The sequence below is a fragment of the Gracilibacillus oryzae genome (assembly GCF_009498735.1).
Classification (GTDB): domain Bacteria; phylum Bacillota; class Bacilli; order Bacillales; family Amphibacillaceae; genus Gracilibacillus; species Gracilibacillus oryzae.
In genome coordinates this window covers 14,306-32,751 of the sequence record NZ_ML762446.1, presented here as the reverse complement: position 1 = coordinate 32,751, position 18,446 = coordinate 14,306, and the positions used below count along the sequence as shown (strand labels likewise).

The window sequence follows — 18,446 nt, the reverse complement described above, 5'->3', positions numbered from 1 at the left end:
AGATAATATGGGACAGAAGAATATACCGGAAAAGTTAAATGATTTTCGTGTTTATGTGAATGGTTCTACGGATTCTAAAGGGATTTCCGACCTTCAGCTACCACCACTAGAATCGATGACTGAAACTGTAAGTGGTGGTGGGATTGCCGGAGAGTATGAATCACCAAACATTGGTCATTTAGGATCTATGAAATTAACCATTAATTGGACAGTGTTAAATGATGACCTAACCGAATTTTTAAAACCACAAACCCTAATGATCGATTGTCGTTTAGCTAATCAAGAATACAATCCAACCAAAGGAAAACATGAGTTTGTACCAAATAAAGTGTTGGTTCGTGGTATTCCAACCAGTAACGACCCAGGAAAAGCAGAAAAAGGAACGCCGTATGAAGGTTCCTCAGAAGTAGAAGTGCTATATATGAAGTTGGAGCGAGATGGTAGAACCATTTTAGAATTTGACAAGATCAATTATATCTACAAAGTAGATGGTGTAGATTATATGGCTGATTTAAGAGAAGCACTAGGAATGTAATGGAGGGGTAAAAATGAAAATCACATTAGATAAACCATTGGAATTAGAAGGTAAGCAAATTAAAGAATTGAATTTAAAGTTGGATCAACTAACGGGATCCGATATTTTGAAAATAGACAACGAATTGAGACAGGATGGGGACATCAGAGGATTCGATAATATCAATAATCAAAAAATCCTTTTAACATTGGCTTCTAAATCATGTGGTATTCTTCCAGATGACTTAGAAAGATTATCCGTCCCTGATTTCTTGGAAGTTACTTTTACGGTGCGGAATTTTTTGATGGGATTGTTGGATCCAACGGAGGTAGCCGAGAATTCCGATCCATCCTCATCCAGCTAGCCATCAATACGTACACCAGTATTGATTATTGGGAGAAACAAACCATGGGCCAATTACAAGAATGGAAGGATACATTAGTGGAGGAGGCGAAGAAGGATGGCTAGAAAGACGTTTGAAATGAGTTTTCAAATTGGTGGAAAGCTAGCTAGTTCCTTCACTAACGCTTTCCAAGGAGTATCAAAAAACTTAGTAAACGTTCGAAACCAAGCCAGGCAAACACAACGGGATTTAGACCGGCTTAACAATGACTTTAAGCGTGGAAAAATCACGCAAGATCAGTACAGTGAAGCAACCGAACGTATGACTAGGGAGCTTACGAAATTGGAACAAGCTCAGAAGCGCGTGCAGAATTTTCGAACAGCCTTTAGTAATGGCTTGAATACTACGAAACAAGTTGCCAGTATTACAGCGCTAGGATCCACCGTTGCAGCCACTGCCATTGCCTTGGATTCGGTCAATCAGGCAGGTAGATTTGAACAACAAATGGCCAAAGTTGGGGTTATAGCCGGTGCTTCCTCTTCGGATTTACAACGATTGAATAATACAGCGTTAGAGCTAGGAGCTAGTACGTCTTTATCAGCCAGTCAAGTAGCCAGTGCCATGACTGAACTAGCTGCAAAAGGGATGGATACGAATAAAATCATTAACGCTATGCCTGGTATTCTATCAGCAGCTGAAGCGTCCGGAGAAGATTTGGCGATGACTTCTGATGTCGTTACCTCTGCGTTGAATGCCTTTGAATTAGGGGCAGAAAAAGCAAACCATGTGGCAGATGTTATGGCCATGAGTGCCAACAAAACAGCAGCGGGTGTAGAAGATTTAGGATATTCGTTTAAATATGCTGCACCAGTTGCTAATACGTTAGGCATTCGTATGGAGGAATTGGCATCTGCCACTGGTTTGATGGTAGATAGAGGGTTAGCTGGAGAGCAAGCGGGTACTTCTTTACGAATGGCGCTTATAAGATTGTCCGATCCACCAAAAGAAGCGCGTAAAGTATTGGATAAATTAAATTTGTCGGTGACTGATTCGGAAGGGAAATTTAAGAGTCTAGCTGAGTTGTCGGAAGAATGGAATAAGGCAACGAAAGATTTAACCGATACGCAAAAAGTACAATACGCTTCCACTGTATTTGGAACAGAGGCAGCTACCGGAATGATCAACTTGTTTGCTGCAGGTGCTGATAAAATTGATAATTTAACGACATCTTTAGAAACCTCAACAGGTGCAGCAAATGAGGCAGCTAAAGCCATGAAGGATAATTATGCAGGTTCATTGGAACAATTACAAGGTGCTTATGAATCAGCCCAAATTAAATTTATGACTCCTGTATTGCCGGTTTTGGAAGATACCTTTAAAGGATTAACCGGAATGATTGATGACAACATGGGGGGGATCGAAAAAGCTGGTGAAAAATTCGCAAGTGGCCTAAGAGACATCTTGGATCCTTTTGCGATGCAAAAACCAGAGTTTTCGAAAGAATTACAGTTATATCCCGAAGCCATGGCACAATATCAAAAAGACATGAAAAAATATAATCTATTTCAAGACATGGATTTTGGCGATAAAGTAGTGTATATGCTGGATGAAACCATGACGAAAGTAGAAGAATGGCTCAGTGGTTCTGGTGGAGAGAGCATGAATAAGATCTTTACCAAGTTAGGAGAAATAGCAGCCAAAGCATGGTACAAAGCATTTACAGGGGCAGTGGAAACTTCCATGGAGAATCTAGGAGAAGGGAATGTATTTTCTGCTTTAGGAACAGGCGCCTTGGCATATATGTTAGGTGGCGGAGCTTTAATAAAAGGTGGCATTGGCTTAGGGAGAGGCGCAATTAATCTAGGGAAAAAAGTTTTTAATAAGAGAGGCTCCAGTGCCAAAGAAATAACTTCTAATTCTTCCAACACGAAGAAAAAGAATAATAATTCATCTAACGATAACAAAAAAAAGAAAAACAAAAAGAAGCAAGCACAAAATACAAACACGCCTAATAACAATCGAACCAAAGCTTCCACTTCTTCATCTAAGAAAAACGGAATTGGCGGAGCCTTCAGTAAAGCTACAGGATTTTTAGGAAAAGGTGCTAAATTTGTTGGACAAAGGTTGTTACCAATAGCAGTCGCCACAACTGCATTAGATGCAGCAACGTCCGATGATAAACCTAAAGCTATAGCTTCAGGGGCTGGCGGAATTGCAGGTGGATTGGGTGGAGCTGCAGCAGGAGCTGCGGCAGGTTCGGTCGTCCCACTAATTGGTACGACTATTGGTGGTATTATTGGCGGTATTATTGGTTCTGTCGGTGGTAGTGTTGCAGGTGGAAAGGCAGTCGATGCCTCCAACCCAAAAGTAGCGAACTATGCTTCTCAAAGAGCGACCACTATCGCACAAAAAGAAATGCCGACTGGTAGGTTCTCTAATAGTTCTTCTAATAAAATAAATACAGAAGCTTCCAAAGTAAGCGAGGATACAAAGAAGCTGAAAGAATCTACTACTAAAGTAAACGACAGTTTAAAAGCTTTAGCTGAACAATCTAAGAATGCAGAAGGTTGGTTGGAGTCATTAAAAGGAATTAAGACTGCCGGCCAACAAGTGGAAGAAGCACTTCGAAATTTAAGCACACGCATTAATAACGTACAAGTCCCATCTTCGATTGGTGGTACACAGGGTTTAAATAAAAGGGTGAGTTATGATGGATAATTATATAACAAAGCAAGGAGACACCTGGGATAGAATTGCCTATGATGCATTAGGGAGCGAATATTTGCTCCCTTTGTTATTGGAAGTTAATAAAGGACACCGACAAACGGTAATCTTTTCTGGTGGAATCGAATTAAATATACCAGATATTGATACGACAACTTATACAGAACGGCCCGACTGGTTGGGTGAGGTGGATGAGGTATGACCAATAGTAGAAGAACTTACTTGGATATTACCTACAATAATCAAAACCTTTCTACTTACTTAGCTGGCCAAACAAAGCATTGGTCATTTACCGACAATTTAAGTGGTCAAATTGATGACTTACAATTAATTGTGGATGATGTTGAAACAGTTTGGTTGGATAGTTGGTTCCCATCTAAGGGATCCACCATTGTTGCAGCTATCACTAAGAATAACTGGACATCCGAAAAAGTGAAAACAAAAATTGGTCGCTTTGAAGTAGATGAAATTGATGCTAAAGGGCCACCAACAGATATGACAATCAAAGCTTTAGCAGTTCCGGAAAGGACCAGCATTCGAAGTGAGTATAAATCTAAAGCTTGGGAAAAAACCACTTTAAAAGTAGTCGCTAATGATATAGCGAAAGCTAATGGATTAAAGCTTTATTACCAGGCGAACGAAAATCCAAAGAAAGATCGGTATGAACAGGAGAGCGAAACGGACTTAGCTTTTTTATATCGATTATGTAATGATGAGGGATTGTGTTTAAAAATCTCGAACCTCTCTATTGTGATATTAGATGAGGCGGATTATGAAAGAAAACCAACAGTCGAAGCCATCTATCGGGATAATAGTGGGGACAGTACTATTGAGGTAAAAAACTGGTCAGCCAGAACTACCTTAACAGGTACCTATAAAGACTGCAGAGTAGAAACAATGGATTCGAATAAAAAGAAAGCTATTAAAGCAACATTTACTCCACCGAAAGCGCCGAAAGTTGGGCGGACTCTAGTTGTGAAGCAAGATGTGAAATCAGTTGGAGAAGCACAACGGTTGGCCAAGAATAAACTTCGGGAAGCAAATAAAGATGCCACTACACTTTTGTTGGAAGTATTGAGTGAAAAACACTTAGATGCAGGAATGACCGTAGACTTAAAAAAATTTGGTTGGTTTGATGGAAAGTATATCATAACCCAGGTGGTCCACTCTCCGGAGTTTGTTACATTACAAGTGCGGAAATGCTTGGAGGGTTACTAATGATTAGAGTCGGTATTGTGAGGTCCATCGATGAGATAAGGGCAGTCGCAAGAGTAGAATTCCCTGATACGAGTGTTGTATCGGCTGAATATCAAATTCTTGTGAGAGGCTCGTTGAAAAATAAAGATTACTGGCTGCCTAGTATTGAAGAGGAAGTGCTATGTGTTTTAACAGAACAGAAGCAGGGATTTATTATTGGAGCATTATATTCGGATGGTGATACTCCACCGGTTCAAAGTCGAACGAAAAGACATATGAAATTTGAGGATGGGACTACATTGGATTATGACACATCTAACAGTACGTTGACCATTCAGGCAGTAGGCCCGATTAATATAAAGGCTAGTGGAGATATCAATGTGCAGGGGGATGTTGTGGCAGATGGGATTAGTTTGAAATATCACACCCATGATGAAACAAGTACTGTCACATCTAAACCGAATGGAGGTGGCTGATTATGGCGAAAATCGGAACGTATGGCGAAATTGTATTTGAAGTATCAGATAAACGGGTACAAACGTTTCGAAACTTGGAAAGAAGTGGATCCGGTAGATGGTCAGATCACGAAGTAAGTTTGAAAAAGCCTAAATCAGAATTCACAGGACCAGGATTAGAAGAACTCAATTTTCAAATTTTATTAAAAGCTGAACTAGGGGTCAATCCATCAAAGCAATTAGAAATATTGAGAGTCATGCGTGATACTGGACAAGTTGCTCCTTTTATCCTTGGAGGTCGCCCTATCTCTGTTAATCATTGGTCCCTGCCATATTTTACAGAATCTTACCGTTCCATTGATCCGTTTGGAAACATTTTAATTGCAGAAGTGAACATAAATCTTAAGGAGTATCGATTGTAAAGAAGGTGAAGCAAATGCCTTATGAAGTGAAGAAATTAAAAGAAGTGAATTTTGGAGCTACGGGTATCCAAGAGATTTTACAAAATGTGGGGTTTATTCTAAGGACGGTAAAATACAGCTGTCCCATGGATCGAGATTTTGGGTGGGTGCCAGATCTTGATGCCCCTATACAAAGGGCAAGAGCTGTGAATATCGCGAGAATTACTCAAGCAATCCACAACTATGAACCAAGAGCGATCGTGGAGGAAGTAAAGATAGAAGGTGATTTTCTTAACGGTGAATTAGAGCCAATAGTGAGGGTGAGAATAGATGAATCGATTTAATTTACCTGATGTTCAATTTCTCCAAAAGGAACCGGAACAAATAGAGCAAGATATTTTAGCTTCCATTGAAAAGGAAACAGGAATGACATTTACAAATGCAGATCCACGAAGGAAGTTCGCTCAATCATTAGTTCCTTATATTGTACAGGAAAGAAACAATTTAGATTATGCATTAAAGCAAAATTTATTAGCTTATGCGGTAGGTGATCATCTCGATCACAAAGGTGAGGATTATAATACACCAAGATTGGAAGCGAAAGCAGCAATTACAACGATGGAATTTACTCTGGAAGAGGAAAGAGTGTCAAGCTTATTAATTGAAGCGGGTACTCTTTTTTTAGTTGGGACAGATACCTACTTTGAAACAGAAAAAACGATTGTTGTCCCTGTTGGTCAGCACATTGCAGAAGTAAAAGCATTATGTACTGAAGTGGGGACAATAGGAAATGGATATTTACCTGGAGAAATTACGAACTTGGTTCGCCCATTGCCATGGGTGAAAGGTGTGAAAAACATTTCTATATCCAGTGGGGGAGTAGATAAAGAAGCAAATGACCCTTATGCAGAAAGGATACGAATTGCTCCAGAATCGTTCTCTGTTGCAGGGCCCGAAGGTGCCTATGAATATTGGTCAAAAACAGCGAGTCAAGCAATAGTTGATGTGGATGTGGATAGTCCAATTGAAGGAACAATTGATATACGTGTGCTGCTTCAAAATGGAGAACTACCATCACAAGAAATATTAGATAAAGTACTTGAGATATGCTCAGATAAATCCATTCGTCCTTTAACTGACCAAGTCACTGTTGGTGCGCCAACACAAGTTTTATATGATGTTGATGTTCAATATTGGGTTTTACAATCAAAAGCTTCCGTTCTTTCTACCACTCAAAAAAACATTGAGAGGGCATATGAAAATTATTTAATTTGGCAAAAAGAAAAGATGGGTAGAGATATCGATTTATCGGAACTAATTGCAAGAATGAAAAAAGCTGGAGCTTATCGAGTGGCAGTTAATTCTACTATGTATCTTCAGGTTGATAAAAATCAAGTAGCGAAGGAGAATTTAACCAATATAGCTTTCGGAGGTTTAGTGGATGAATAGTTTACAAGATAATATTGTAGCTAAACTCCTTCCCTCCAGTCTTCAATCAGATCCGTTTGTTGTTGCACTTGCCAATGCCTTAGAGAAAGAATTCAAGGAAGCCTACAGGGAAGCAGAATCTCTATCTAATTTAAGTGATGTGAGTAACCTTCCTGAACACTTGCTAGATTTTTTAGCATATCAAAGACATGTCGATTTCTATGAAAACACTTTGCCTTTAGATCAAAAAAGAAAACTAATCGAACAGGCAACTCAGTGGCATCGAAAAAAAGGAACACCAATGGCTGTAGAGAATGTGGTGTCCATTATCTTTGATGATGCAAAAGTAACAGAATGGTTTAAATATGGAGGTAGACCTTATTTTTTTAAAATTGAATTAAATCATCACACCATTCTAAATAATGATTTATCAAGATTACGGGAAATGGTTGAAGCGACCAAAAATAAACGGTCTAAATTAGAAAGTGTTGAGATCATAACAAAGGAATCCCTAGTATTGAATACTCATCTCTATAATTTTCCGATTGAGTACAGGATATGTAACAAGTTCCAAACGGCAAATAAACCCGGTGCTTTAGCAAATACTTCCGTACAGGTTGATAACCAATCCTATGGATTCGATGTCTATTATCCTATTTGTAATACTTTCAACACATCGCAGATCAGTGTTGAAGAAGAACAGATAAATGTGATGTTAGCGGAAGAATATCAAAATAATGATGTGCTATATAAACGTGTTGGTGAGGTTTATGTAGGAGAGGGGGAAATCTAATGACGGTTGTCCAACCAATCTTTATAGAAAAAACGATTAACTATTGGAATGAATTAATTAAACGCGGAAAAGTAAAATTAAATGGTCAATATGTAAATTACGATATATTCAGAACAATTCAAGAAGGTAACGAACTTCGGAAATATCTTTACCTGGAAACTGAAACAGGACATGTGGAAGAGGCACAATTATTAACAAGTATGAATGAAGTGCTAGCAATAAAACCATATAAGATTGATAAAGCGGAAGATGGATTAGTTTTAGTTTTTGCATTTGAATTGACAATCAACGAAAAGGGAGTTGATGTCTTATGAGGGAATTCCTCCATGATATGATTCACATGACAGAAGGGGAAAAGTTCTTTCATTATTGGTGGTTATGGTTAATCATTATTACTGTATTAATAGGTATTCAGTTGACGGTATCAAGGAATGATAAGAAATGACATATCAACCTACCGAGTGGAAGAATAGAGTTACAGACAGTGAAGGGAATATATTACAAGAAGGTACACCTATTCATGCAGATAATATGAATAAGATTGAGGGAGAACTCACTAGGTTATCAGAAGAATCAGAAAACATATCTCAACATAGCAATCAATTAGTTTCTATCGGTGAAGAATTAGAAAACCATGAATTAAGGATTTCCTCCAATAAAGAATCAGTTGATGGCCATGAGTTACGTATTACTTCCACTGAAGATACATTAACTGCTCATAATAATAAGTTATTAGATCTTGAAGGAGATATACAAGGTTTAAATAATGAAAAAGGCCAACCAAATGGTATTGCAACACTAAATAGTAGTGGTATTATCCATGGTAGTCAGTTACCTACAAATTTAAAGGAAATAAAAATAGCAGCAGATATTACAGCGCGGGATGCCTTAGATAAATTCGAGGGATTACGTGTTATGGTTATTGATGCAAGCGCTGATTCAACTGTTAATAGTGGATGGGCAGAATATGTATATGATGGTACAAACTTTATTAAAACATCTGAGGCAGAAGGTGTAGATTTAGTTATTGATTGGTCTGATGTTGTCAATAAACCTAGTAAATATCCACCTCAGACTCATTCCCACACAGAAAGTGATATTGAAGATTTAGATAAATATACAAAGGAAGAAGTAGAAAATAAACTTTCTGGCAAATCTAATACTGGCCATAAACATGTGGAAGATGATATTACAGACTTGGATAAGTATACGAAGGAACAAGTAGATACTAAACTAAGAGGAAAAAGTAATACAGGACATACTCACACTGAGTCAGATATAACGGATTTAGATAAGTATACGAAAAACGAAATTGACACTCTGCTTTCAACCCATACTCATAATTTTATACCAGGGGAAGATACGAGAGATGTAGATTATACTCCATTAGAATATATGGAAATGTCTGAAGTATCAACATCATTGCAAGTTGAGTTTAAAAGGACCAGCATTATCCATGTAGATGATTTTGTAAGTGGAACCTATTGTTTCCTTGAAACATACACCCCTTGGAAAGATGGTTCAGGTGGCTATCCGAGACAAATTGTATACGGAACAAATGGTATTTTATATAGGGTAGGTACAAGTAATGCGGAGTGGGGAAATTGGAGGAAAATATCATACTTTAGTGGTTCTTATAATCATTTAACTAATGTGCCTGCTAATTTTCCGCCTTCCCAACATGACCATTATCCTACTGATATATTACAAAATTCTACACATCGTTTTGTAACAGATGCTGAAAAATTAAAATGGAATAATAAATCAGAATTTAGCGGTAAATATAGTGAATTAACAGGCAAGCCTACCATCCCGCATAATACTAGTGACTTAGCAAATGATAGTAATTTTATATCATCTAACGCTGGTAAAATTCATGTATCTTACAGCGAATCTGATATTCCTTCAGTGTCTCCAAATGATATAGTATTTAAGGTGATTTGATATGAAAAATATGCAAATAGGTGATAATTATTTAAATTTTGATGGTGATGGCGATTATATTGAAACTGATCCATATGGAGAGTTAAACGAGGTAACATTTGAGATAGAATGTTTTGTAAATGACTTTAATGCTCATTCAGCGCCAATTGGCAATTTTAATCATAGTCTAAATAAAGGTTTGAATATAGTACCCTACCAAGCTACTAGGCTTCAAATATATCATGGCGATGGGGTACTTGAATACAGTGGGACAAATTCAATGACTTATATATATACTGATGTTCCTAAAAAAAAATGGTTTCATTTAGCTATTTCATATAAAAACAATACTATTACAATATTTAAAAATGGAGAAGTAATTGAAGTTTTAAATAAAGGTGTAGACTTATCTAATTTGCCTGTTATTATGGGGAAATGGGCATCTTCATATGGTAGTTACTTTTTTAATGGTTATTTAACCAACACTAGAATGTGGGATGTCGCTAGGACTAAACAAGAAATACAAGAAACCATGTGGAAAAGATTAAGTGGTAGTGAAACTAATTTAATAGGTAATTGGCTAATGAATGAGGGCGCTGGCGAAGTAATCAATGATAATACTACAAACCATAAAACTGGTACGCTTCATGGTCCCACATGGAAAACGTCACAACTGGATGAAATCTTAATATGGGGTGGAAATAAGTATCGCAAAGTTAGAGGTTTTATTGTTAACTCTGCAGGAGAATTGGTGGAGTTTTATCGGCCGGTAACCAATCATACTAATTTTACTACCCATAGCGGTATGGCTTTACATGCCACCCAAACATTAACTAAATCTGAAGTCAATACAGGTTCTACTGTTCTATCAGTTGCAAATGCAGCTGGTTTTTTTATTGGTCAAGAAATAACGATTAACGATGGAACCAACACAGAGCAAGTGGCGGTAACAGCTATAAACGGCAATGATTTAACGATCACACCTTTACAGAATGCATATAAAAGAAATGCCATTGTGGGGCGATCAATTGCAGAAGTAAATGACAAACTAACCTTTAGATCAAGAATAACTTACAGTGTATCAATAAATTAAAAGGAGTGGTGCAATTGGCTACATTGAATAGAAATCCTTATATCAGGACGAACTGGCGTGATCACATTGTGGATGTTGAAAATGGACAGACGATCCAAGAGGGAACACGTTTTACTGCTGGTCGTGCAAACAATTTAGAAGAAGGTATTTACAACGCTTATAACTGGCTTGTTATCTATGCTAATGACTTAGAACGTATGCGTGTTGAATTAGAAATGGTAGGGCGATCACCTATTAACAACGGTATATTTTATGATGCGTTAGATGGTGATGGAAAAGCATTGAAAATGGTTATAGATACTGCGGTTGCACAAAATGCTTATTCGGCTGGTACAACCAATATAGAACTAGATAACGTTCCATTTAATGTAGGTGAATATGTAACAATCTTTGATGATGAACAACAGGAAAGTATAGAGGTCACATCAGTAGGTGAAGATACCATAACTGTTTCATCTTTAGCAAATAGTTATAAAAAAGGTGCTTTTGTTTCTAGGTCTAATTCTTTTATTGATACTAATATTGAAGAATTAGGATATGGAAATTGGTCAACTTATACTTTAGAAATTAATGAGGTGGTTTAATGAGTACAGTAGTAGCACAACCGTATAGCACGGCAGGAAATGGCGGTAGGAAGTTAGTTAGTTTGAGTAACGGGTGGTTGGTTGCAGTTGTAGAATATGATAACTATTATTCTAAAGCTTACATTTCAAAAGATAACGGTGCAACATGGGAGTTCTATGGCGACGTAGAGGAGTCTCTATCAGAAGTATCAGTTGCTTCAAACGGAACTATGGTTTATATATTTGGAACTCGTTATAAAGGAAACTTTAGAATCCACAGATTTGATGCAACAAGTGCTCCATCTGTAATTCCATCGATAAGTGTAATTGGCAATAATGTCGTTGAAACAGGCGCCACTTCCTTAGCCATCGACCCAACAAACGGTCACTTACATGCAGCGTTGTCGACTAAGAACGTAACATATCCAAACTCGTTTAATATTCTATATTCAAAGAGTACTGATGGTGGAAGTACATGGAGCGCGGTCGAGCAGGTTACAACATTGAATATGACAGGTGGTTATAATTTTAATTCTCCATCATTAGTTATTCGAAGTGGGTATCCGTATATTTTAGTAGACTTAAATGATGGCGCAAGTGATAGCGACATTTTCGTTTTTACAAAAGCATTTACAACAAAACTTAACCGATACACGAAATCAGACTGGGGTAATACAAGGGTTTATCAAGGGGATTTCGACCAATCTACCCCATCAGCAGTAGTTGATAAAGATGGCGTTATACATGTTGCATGGAGAGGGAGGGGAAGAACATGGGTAATAATGTATTCAAAATCAATAGATGGTGGAATTACTTGGAGCAGCGAAAGAATTATCAGTGAAAATTTAGACAACACTTCCTCTGTACCTAGTATTACCGTAGACAAAGAAAATAACTTATTTGTACTTTATGACCATTACCGATCAGGCAGAGATACGTATTTAGTTAAATCAATCGATTCAGGGAATAACTGGAGTAACCCAGTGAATTTAGTTGATGGCGGATATAATTCTTCAACTCTTTATGATCCGACATTTAGTGGAGTATTTGGTGATAGACCCCCACTCATTTATCAGACATATATGAGAGTTGAATATATTGGAACATACACAACTAACAACGTTCCGACACTAACATTAAATACAACAGACAACAGAACATTATATGAAAGCGACACTTTTACAATTGGCGGAAGTGCACAAGATGTAGATAGTGGAAATGTAGCAACAGTTAAATATCAAATTAATAGTGGTGAAGTTCGTGCCATCACAGTAAAAATATCAGATGGAGCAACTTTTCCTTTTAATCGGGTATTAACATTTAAACAAGGAAAGCTATATAACGGTGATACGGCCGTAACAAATAATTTAGCAGAAGGTAGCCAACACGTATTAAAGGTATGGGTAGAAGATGATCAAGGCGGAAAATCAGAAGAAGAAGTACGAAGCTTTTATGTAGTACCAAACCGACCAGCTACTTTAACTATAGATAATTTCAGTACACGAACTGATTTAATCGATAGTGATGCAGTCACCATCAGCGGTAGTGTTTCTGATCCAGATAACAACAATGTAATCGTAAAATATAAGATTGAAAATGGCTCGTTTACCGAAGTATATAACGGTAGTAGCGGGTCATTTTCTTTTCAAATAACATTGGAACAATTAAATGTAGGAGATAACTCCATTACTGTACAGGCAGTAGATAGTTACGGATCAATAACCAGTAAAACATTAGCGGTCACGAAAAATGAAAACAATCAACCACTTCTTACATCTGTAGCTAGATATAAATTAACGCCTCCCAATGGCACGGCTTCTGGTGCTGTTCTTTGGATCCAACGTGAAACTGGGGATTTAGTTGTAGATGCAGAAATTCACATGGGGATGAATGGAGATCCGGAAAGTTACCAGCCAATGACATTAGAAAGCACAGCATTTGTAACTGATGGAATAGAGGAAGATGAATTCACTTTTGATAATGGTGGAGTGGAAGCAGAAAATATCATTTTAAAGCTGACTATGACCAGAACTAGCGTGACGAGTGATAAGGGAATAAAACAAATAAGTGGGGTGCTTAGCTAATGGGTGTTCCTGTTGTACGTAGAAAAAGATTAGACGATGGATCTTTTGGCCCTCTTGAAAAGGTTATGGGAGAAGAGACAGACCAAGAGAAAATAGAACGATTAGAGTCAGAAAATACGAATCTCATGCTTGCTTTAACTGATCAATACGAGAAGAATTTACAACTAGAAAAGGATAATACAAATACAATGTTAGCCTTAACAGATCTTTACGAACAAATGATGGGAGGTAGTAATTAATGGATAAGATCTATGCTGCATTAATCAAGAAAGAACTAAAAACAATCGATGATGTACCTAGCAATTTAAGAGAAAAAGTGCAGGCGATCCTAGATGATCAATCTAATTAAGCGAATTTATTACGCTTTTTTACTTGGAAGGGGGGTGCGAGACATGGACGTAATTTATGCTACATTAATTGTACGTGGCTATAAAACTTATTCTGATGTACCAAGTTTAATCCAGCCACAAGTTGCTGAAGTTTTAACAGAATTAGGACAAGAAGAATTAATCACAGAAGAAGCACCTAACTAATTAGGTGTATTTTTTATGTCAAAAACCGGGGGGTATATGATGACGGTCGAACTAGGAATATTATTATCCGTTGCATCGGTTATTATCGCTGTGTTGGGTTATCAATTAAAAAAGCAAGCACAGCAAACTCAGCACCAAGAAAATTTAAAGAATGATGCAACTAGGGAAGCAGTAATCGAAACTAAGCTAGATAATATAAATACAGGAGTCGAGAATATTCGTATAGATTTACGTGCGAATGAACGTCAAATTGGTGCAATGAATGAGCGTGTCACAAGGGTAGAGGAAAGTACCAAGCAAGCACATAAAAGATTAGATTCAATCAGTCCAGAAAAGGGCTGATTTTTATCTAAAGGAGGAATTTAATTATGGAAGAAGTAATGATTTTTGCAACTGTTATTTTACCAATTGTCACAGCTTTAATGGAGGGTGTTAAACGCTCTGTAGACTTCCCAAAAAACATTGTTCCATTGGTTAGTCTTGTTGTAGGTTTATTAATCGGTGCAGCAGCTGAACCATTTACTGATCTTGATCTAGTTTTGAGGTTATGGGCAGGTGGTTTTGCTGGATTAGCTGCAACTGGATTATTTGAACTTACATTTAATAAGAGGATAGGATCAACAAAAGAAGGTGGTCAGTAATGACTCTGATAAAGAATAAATATACAATCGAAAGAAATTACGTTACCAATAGCAAAGCTAGAAGCGGATTGCCGATAAATAAAGTGAAATTTCTAGTTGCACATGAAACAGCCAATAATACTGCAGATGCTGATGCGCATTGTAGATACTTCCAAGGTATTCAAATATCAGCTTCAGCACACACCTTTATTGATGATGGCAAAATATTAGAGATTATTCCTTTATGGGAAAAAGCTTGGCATGTTCAGTATGCTAAACCTATTGATAACCAGTTGTATGGTGATGATGCAAATGATTGTGCCATTGGTACAGAGTTATGTCGGACAGGCGATTTTAAACAGGCTTATGATCGATACGTTTGGTACCATGCTTACCTATGCCGGAAATATGGTTTAAACCCAAGAAAAGAAATTATCTCTCACAGAGCCTTGGATCCACAACGCAGAAATGATCCACACAGTTGGTTAGAGCCAAATGGTGTCACCTGGGATCAATTTATTAATGATGTAGATAAGTATTATAAAGATTGGAATAAAGAGGAGGGGTTAAGCGTGAGCGCTGAAAAGAAATTACAAAAGGAAATAGATGAATTAAAGCATGAAATGAAAAGGTTATTAGAACAGAAGCTGGATAAACCATCTGTATCTGATCAACCTTCAGAGTGGGCTGCAGACGTATGGAAACAACAAGTAATGCAGGGTTATTTTGATGGTTCAAATCCTAAAATGCCATTAACCAGGGAACAAGCTGCTGAAGTGTTAGACCGTTTTGCTGATAAAATTCGCGAGTATGAAGTGGATCCACTCAAGAAGCGAGTCGCGGAATTAGAAAAGCAAGTAACTGAATCAAGTAAATAGATACTTTTTAGTATTTAACTTACACAAAAATGATCCTTCTATATATACTAAATATGGGTTCGCCATAACTTTAAGAAAACAACCTTTACCTTCTTAACTTCTCCTACCTAATTGAGCTGTTTAAGTAAAGGTTGTTTTTGTTTTTTATCAATTAATAAAGGATATATGGAAAGTTAGGTCGAATATACTATTAATAAGTAGTTGAGGGAGGAATCTAAATGAACATATCAACAGAAAGATTTGATTTAGAAACCACATTTGATCCCACCATGAATCAACTTATTATTAATGTCTATGATAAGCTTAATGATCGAACCGGTTCTTTCTATGAAAAAGAAGTAACCAATATACCTGACAAGCTTATTGAAATGAAAATTTTTATTATACATAATTGGTCACACATAAAAAATAGGCATTTATATAGGCTTTAGCTTACCCAAGAAAACGATTAATCGAGTATAATGTATGGATCATATTAAAGAAAACAGCCTTTACCCTTCTGAGCTTCTCCTTTTCACCTAATTGTGCGGTTCTATTTGAAGGCTGTTTTCGATTTTTGTAACAAAGGGACACCAGCCATAGTGTCCCTATTATAAACTTTCTTCCCTTTCTTTCAGCAACTGTCTTAATTCCTCTATATCTTCCTGTGTGGCTTGCTTTTTCACAAATGATCTAGCTGTAGACCTATTACGCAAGTATCTTGCTCTTTCTCTGTTCTTCTCTTGCCACTTTTTATTAGCTTCTGTTTGTGTCTTTTTTTCCATAACTATCACGTTCTTTCTTAAGTTTATTAACTTTTTTCGTCCAGTAAATTTTTCTTATATAAACAGCAACTAAAACAACCAACAATACTACAAGTATGCTCATTATAATTTCCATACATTCTGTGGTATACTTAGTGTTGAGAGGGGGATTAACCACCCCTTCTCAACTTTCTTATTTCTAGCCGTAACTTTTCAGCTTCTTGTTTCGCCTTCGATCCATCGTGCCAGAGTTTTCGAAGTGTTACAAGACTGGTAAGTGCGGCTATTGTTATAGCTAAGTATTCCACTTTGTTCACCTCCTTTCTATACTTTTATTATACTATCGATAGTATATAAAGTCAATAGTTTATGGTAATTAATTTAATATTTTCCAACAAAAAAGGACCACAAAATTGTGATCCACATAAATAAAATCATTTTTAATGGAAATAATAATTAGAGCAGAGCCAACTGTCTGCATAGTGCTCCACACCCATCATCTGAGAAGGTGATGGGTTTTGTTTATTTCGGCAGTTAATTCACATTTCTTCCCCTTGATTCATCCACTCATTAAGTATATTTTCCACTTTCTTACGAATAGCAGGATTAAAATAATTCCTCTCTTCTTGTTTTCCTTTGGTTGCAAAGAGATAAGAGGTGAATGAATCTTGCTTTTCATTAAGTGTTACGGTGATCTTTTTTTGATGCATTGTATTCTTTAGTTTCTTGCGCTCAGCAGTGCCGACCTTTTTCAATTTATTTAATAAAGCGATATACGGCTCAGTTATTTTAAATGGTGATGCTTGTTTCAACACATTTAAATCACGCTCAATCGTTCTTAACGTCATATCAACAAACAAATATCTTGAAGCAATCTCCCAATCCTGCTGATCTAAATACCTCATTTCTTAATCCTCCAGTAAAGTTAAACTTATAACATCTTTGACCGGGATAAAGTCAGCACCATCATCATTTTTTATTTCCAATCGATCAGGAGTGATTCTCAAGATGGTTCCCTCAACACTGTTAAAATGATACTTGGTATAGTACAAAACATCTATATGTTTATTATATTGCATAGCTATTTCAACATTCCTTTGCATATCCTCCAGCTGATCTGCAGATAAAAAAGGTTTTTCTTCATTTTCTTTATGAAATAGATCATCAAGAGCTTCGACATGTTCAGGCAACATAAGAGACGCCCACTTAATTGAACCACGATCATTCATCATATAAATCACCTCTTATTTAGTGCAATTTGCAACACGAGGAATGGAATGTGGTCTTTCCTTAATAATTACTATATTTCTTGGTGTAACATTAATCATAACATCTAGTAAATCCATATTTAGAATCTCTTTTAAGCCAAACATCCAATCGGATTTTAAAACTTTCCCAAGTAACGATGAAATACTTAACATGAAACTATCATGACCATATGTATAAACAAACCGAACTGGTCCTCTTTCGTAGATCTTAACCTCACTGTTAGGTAATCCATGTTTAAGGATACTAACTTCCAACTGGCATTGATTTGTAACATCTTTTAATTTCATAATTATTCCCCTTTATAAGAATATTTGTTCTTAGAAACATATGTTCTTATTATATACCTCATTAATTTATTATGCAATGAAAAATAGCAGCGCTTTACTCTATCGGTAAGCGCTACTAGCTATCTGTAGTTCATCAAGACGTACTAGGGAATTTTACTAAAAAATAAAAACAGATAATCTTTACAATGTGAATTTTTACTTATATCATTATCCTTAACGAAGGGGGAAAATATGAATTAAACACTAGTTATTTAAAAAACAACATTAAATACTCATTTCATTTTTCACAGACTCAGATCCTATTGATGAATAAATCGAAACCTACCTATATAATAGTAGGTAGGTTTATAATCACTGTTAATTTGATGCCACCATTTAACCACCTAATCTTTTAAATATGGACAGATTCAAAAAAATACAATAAAATATACAACTTCCATAAAACCATTTAAAATGTATGATTGAAAAGTATAATTAGTTATAATAAAATACGTATTATTATAGCTGTCCAACAAGAAGCGTTTATGGCAGTACTGAAAATGGATGATGATTAAACAAAAAACCCTTGTCATTTGGCAAGGGTTTTGCCGTCCAGTGA

26 protein-coding genes and 1 pseudogene are annotated in these 18,446 nt (G+C 36.5%); 23 read left to right on the top strand and 4 right to left on the bottom strand.

Going from position 1 to position 18,446, the window contains the following annotated elements; translation table 11 throughout:
- Positions 1-7 precede the first annotated feature (7 nt).
- From F9U64_RS18875 to F9U64_RS18780, 23 genes and pseudogenes are all read left to right on the top strand, one after another.
- Positions 8-535 (top strand): phage major tail tube protein, encoded by a 528-nt coding sequence (locus F9U64_RS18875; RefSeq protein WP_153406454.1) that lies wholly within the window; start codon positions 8-10, stop codon positions 533-535.
- A gap of 13 nt (positions 536-548) precedes the next feature.
- Positions 549-878 (top strand): phage tail assembly protein, encoded by a 330-nt coding sequence (locus tag F9U64_RS18870; protein WP_153406453.1) that lies wholly within the window; start codon positions 549-551, stop codon positions 876-878.
- Between the two features lie 96 nt (positions 879-974).
- The gene (locus F9U64_RS18865; protein ID WP_153406452.1) at positions 975-3,575 is read left to right on the top strand and encodes a phage tail tape measure protein; all 2,601 of its coding nucleotides are present in this window, start codon (positions 975-977) and stop codon (positions 3,573-3,575) included.
- Positions 3,568-3,783, top strand: coding sequence for a tail protein X (locus tag F9U64_RS18860; protein ID WP_153406451.1), 216 nt, complete (start codon positions 3,568-3,570; stop codon positions 3,781-3,783). Before F9U64_RS18865 ends, F9U64_RS18860 begins: the two co-directional genes overlap by 8 nt.
- Positions 3,780-4,799: a phage late control D family protein gene (locus tag F9U64_RS18855; protein ID WP_153406450.1), complete on the top strand. Its 1,020-nt coding sequence runs from the start codon at positions 3,780-3,782 to the stop codon at positions 4,797-4,799. The genes F9U64_RS18860 and F9U64_RS18855 overlap by 4 nt, the downstream gene beginning before the upstream one ends.
- Positions 4,799-5,254 (top strand): phage baseplate assembly protein V, encoded by a 456-nt coding sequence (locus tag F9U64_RS18850; RefSeq protein ID WP_266095259.1) that lies wholly within the window; start codon positions 4,799-4,801, stop codon positions 5,252-5,254. The genes F9U64_RS18855 and F9U64_RS18850 overlap by 1 nt, the downstream gene beginning before the upstream one ends.
- Before the next feature lie 2 nt (positions 5,255-5,256).
- Positions 5,257-5,655, top strand: a complete 399-nt coding sequence (locus F9U64_RS18845) for a phage tail protein (protein WP_153406448.1) — start codon at positions 5,257-5,259, stop codon at positions 5,653-5,655.
- Between the two features lie 14 nt (positions 5,656-5,669).
- Positions 5,670-5,978 (top strand): GPW/gp25 family protein, encoded by a 309-nt coding sequence (locus F9U64_RS18840; RefSeq protein ID WP_153406447.1) that lies wholly within the window; start codon positions 5,670-5,672, stop codon positions 5,976-5,978.
- On the top strand, positions 5,965-7,083 hold the full coding sequence (locus F9U64_RS18835) for a baseplate assembly protein (RefSeq protein WP_153406446.1): 1,119 nt from the start codon (positions 5,965-5,967) through the stop codon (positions 7,081-7,083). Before F9U64_RS18840 ends, F9U64_RS18835 begins: the two co-directional genes overlap by 14 nt.
- Complete coding sequence (locus F9U64_RS18830) at positions 7,076-7,855, top strand: phage tail protein I (RefSeq protein WP_153406445.1); 780 nt, start codon at positions 7,076-7,078, stop codon at positions 7,853-7,855. The genes F9U64_RS18835 and F9U64_RS18830 overlap by 8 nt, the downstream gene beginning before the upstream one ends.
- Entirely contained in the window at positions 7,855-8,169 is a 315-nt protein-coding gene (locus tag F9U64_RS18825; protein WP_153406444.1) for a hypothetical protein, read from the top strand. The genes F9U64_RS18830 and F9U64_RS18825 overlap by 1 nt, the downstream gene beginning before the upstream one ends.
- Positions 8,166-8,300 carry a hypothetical protein gene (locus F9U64_RS23405; RefSeq protein ID WP_266095258.1) on the top strand — a complete coding sequence of 45 codons (135 nt, stop codon included), beginning with the start codon at positions 8,166-8,168 and terminating at the stop codon, positions 8,298-8,300. Before F9U64_RS18825 ends, F9U64_RS23405 begins: the two co-directional genes overlap by 4 nt.
- Positions 8,297-9,799, top strand: a complete 1,503-nt coding sequence (locus F9U64_RS18820; protein WP_153406443.1) for a phage tail fiber repeat family protein — start codon at positions 8,297-8,299, stop codon at positions 9,797-9,799. Before F9U64_RS23405 ends, F9U64_RS18820 begins: the two co-directional genes overlap by 4 nt.
- Before the next feature lies 1 nt (position 9,800).
- On the top strand, positions 9,801-10,871 hold the full coding sequence (locus F9U64_RS18815; RefSeq protein WP_153406442.1) for a LamG-like jellyroll fold domain-containing protein: 1,071 nt from the start codon (positions 9,801-9,803) through the stop codon (positions 10,869-10,871).
- 14 nt (positions 10,872-10,885) lie between these two features.
- Positions 10,886-11,455, top strand: a complete 570-nt coding sequence (locus tag F9U64_RS18810; protein WP_153406441.1) for a hypothetical protein — start codon at positions 10,886-10,888, stop codon at positions 11,453-11,455.
- Complete coding sequence (locus F9U64_RS18805; protein ID WP_153406440.1) at positions 11,455-13,518, top strand: exo-alpha-sialidase; 2,064 nt, start codon at positions 11,455-11,457, stop codon at positions 13,516-13,518. The genes F9U64_RS18810 and F9U64_RS18805 overlap by 1 nt, the downstream gene beginning before the upstream one ends.
- Entirely contained in the window at positions 13,518-13,757 is a 240-nt protein-coding gene (locus F9U64_RS18800) for a hypothetical protein (RefSeq protein WP_153406439.1), read from the top strand. Before F9U64_RS18805 ends, F9U64_RS18800 begins: the two co-directional genes overlap by 1 nt.
- Positions 13,757-13,867, top strand: a complete 111-nt coding sequence (locus tag F9U64_RS23400; protein ID WP_266095229.1) for a CD1375 family protein — start codon at positions 13,757-13,759, stop codon at positions 13,865-13,867. Before F9U64_RS18800 ends, F9U64_RS23400 begins: the two co-directional genes overlap by 1 nt.
- A 43-nt stretch (positions 13,868-13,910) precedes the next feature.
- Positions 13,911-14,051, top strand: coding sequence for a CD1375 family protein (locus tag F9U64_RS22680; RefSeq protein WP_194287441.1), 141 nt, complete (start codon positions 13,911-13,913; stop codon positions 14,049-14,051).
- A 39-nt stretch (positions 14,052-14,090) separates the two neighbouring features.
- Complete coding sequence (locus tag F9U64_RS18795) at positions 14,091-14,393, top strand: hypothetical protein (RefSeq protein WP_153406492.1); 303 nt, start codon at positions 14,091-14,093, stop codon at positions 14,391-14,393.
- A 26-nt stretch (positions 14,394-14,419) separates the two neighbouring features.
- Positions 14,420-14,692: a holin gene (locus F9U64_RS18790; RefSeq protein ID WP_153406438.1), complete on the top strand. Its 273-nt coding sequence runs from the start codon at positions 14,420-14,422 to the stop codon at positions 14,690-14,692.
- Positions 14,692-15,213 (top strand): annotated as a pseudogene (locus F9U64_RS23190) (peptidoglycan recognition protein family protein); the annotation flags it as partial. The gene F9U64_RS18790 and the pseudogene F9U64_RS23190, both read left to right, overlap by 1 nt.
- Before the next feature lie 554 nt (positions 15,214-15,767).
- A complete protein-coding gene (locus F9U64_RS18780; protein WP_153406436.1) occupies positions 15,768-15,980 on the top strand; it encodes a hypothetical protein in 213 nt (70 codons plus the stop codon).
- Between the two features lie 159 nt (positions 15,981-16,139).
- On the opposite strand, the gene F9U64_RS22675 is transcribed toward F9U64_RS18780, so the two are convergent.
- The 4 genes from F9U64_RS22675 to F9U64_RS18765 form a co-directional block, all read right to left on the bottom strand.
- Entirely contained in the window at positions 16,140-16,313 is a 174-nt protein-coding gene (locus F9U64_RS22675) for a hypothetical protein (RefSeq protein ID WP_194287440.1), read from the bottom strand.
- A gap of 518 nt (positions 16,314-16,831) precedes the next feature.
- A complete protein-coding gene (locus tag F9U64_RS18775) occupies positions 16,832-17,197 on the bottom strand; it encodes a YhjD family protein (RefSeq protein ID WP_153406435.1) in 366 nt (121 codons plus the stop codon).
- 3 nt (positions 17,198-17,200) lie between these two features.
- Positions 17,201-17,524, bottom strand: coding sequence for a YolD-like family protein (locus F9U64_RS18770; RefSeq protein WP_153406434.1), 324 nt, complete (start codon positions 17,522-17,524; stop codon positions 17,201-17,203).
- 12 nt (positions 17,525-17,536) lie between these two features.
- Positions 17,537-17,848, bottom strand: coding sequence for a hypothetical protein (locus F9U64_RS18765; RefSeq protein ID WP_153406433.1), 312 nt, complete (start codon positions 17,846-17,848; stop codon positions 17,537-17,539).
- Between the last annotated feature and the right edge of the window lie 598 nt (positions 17,849-18,446).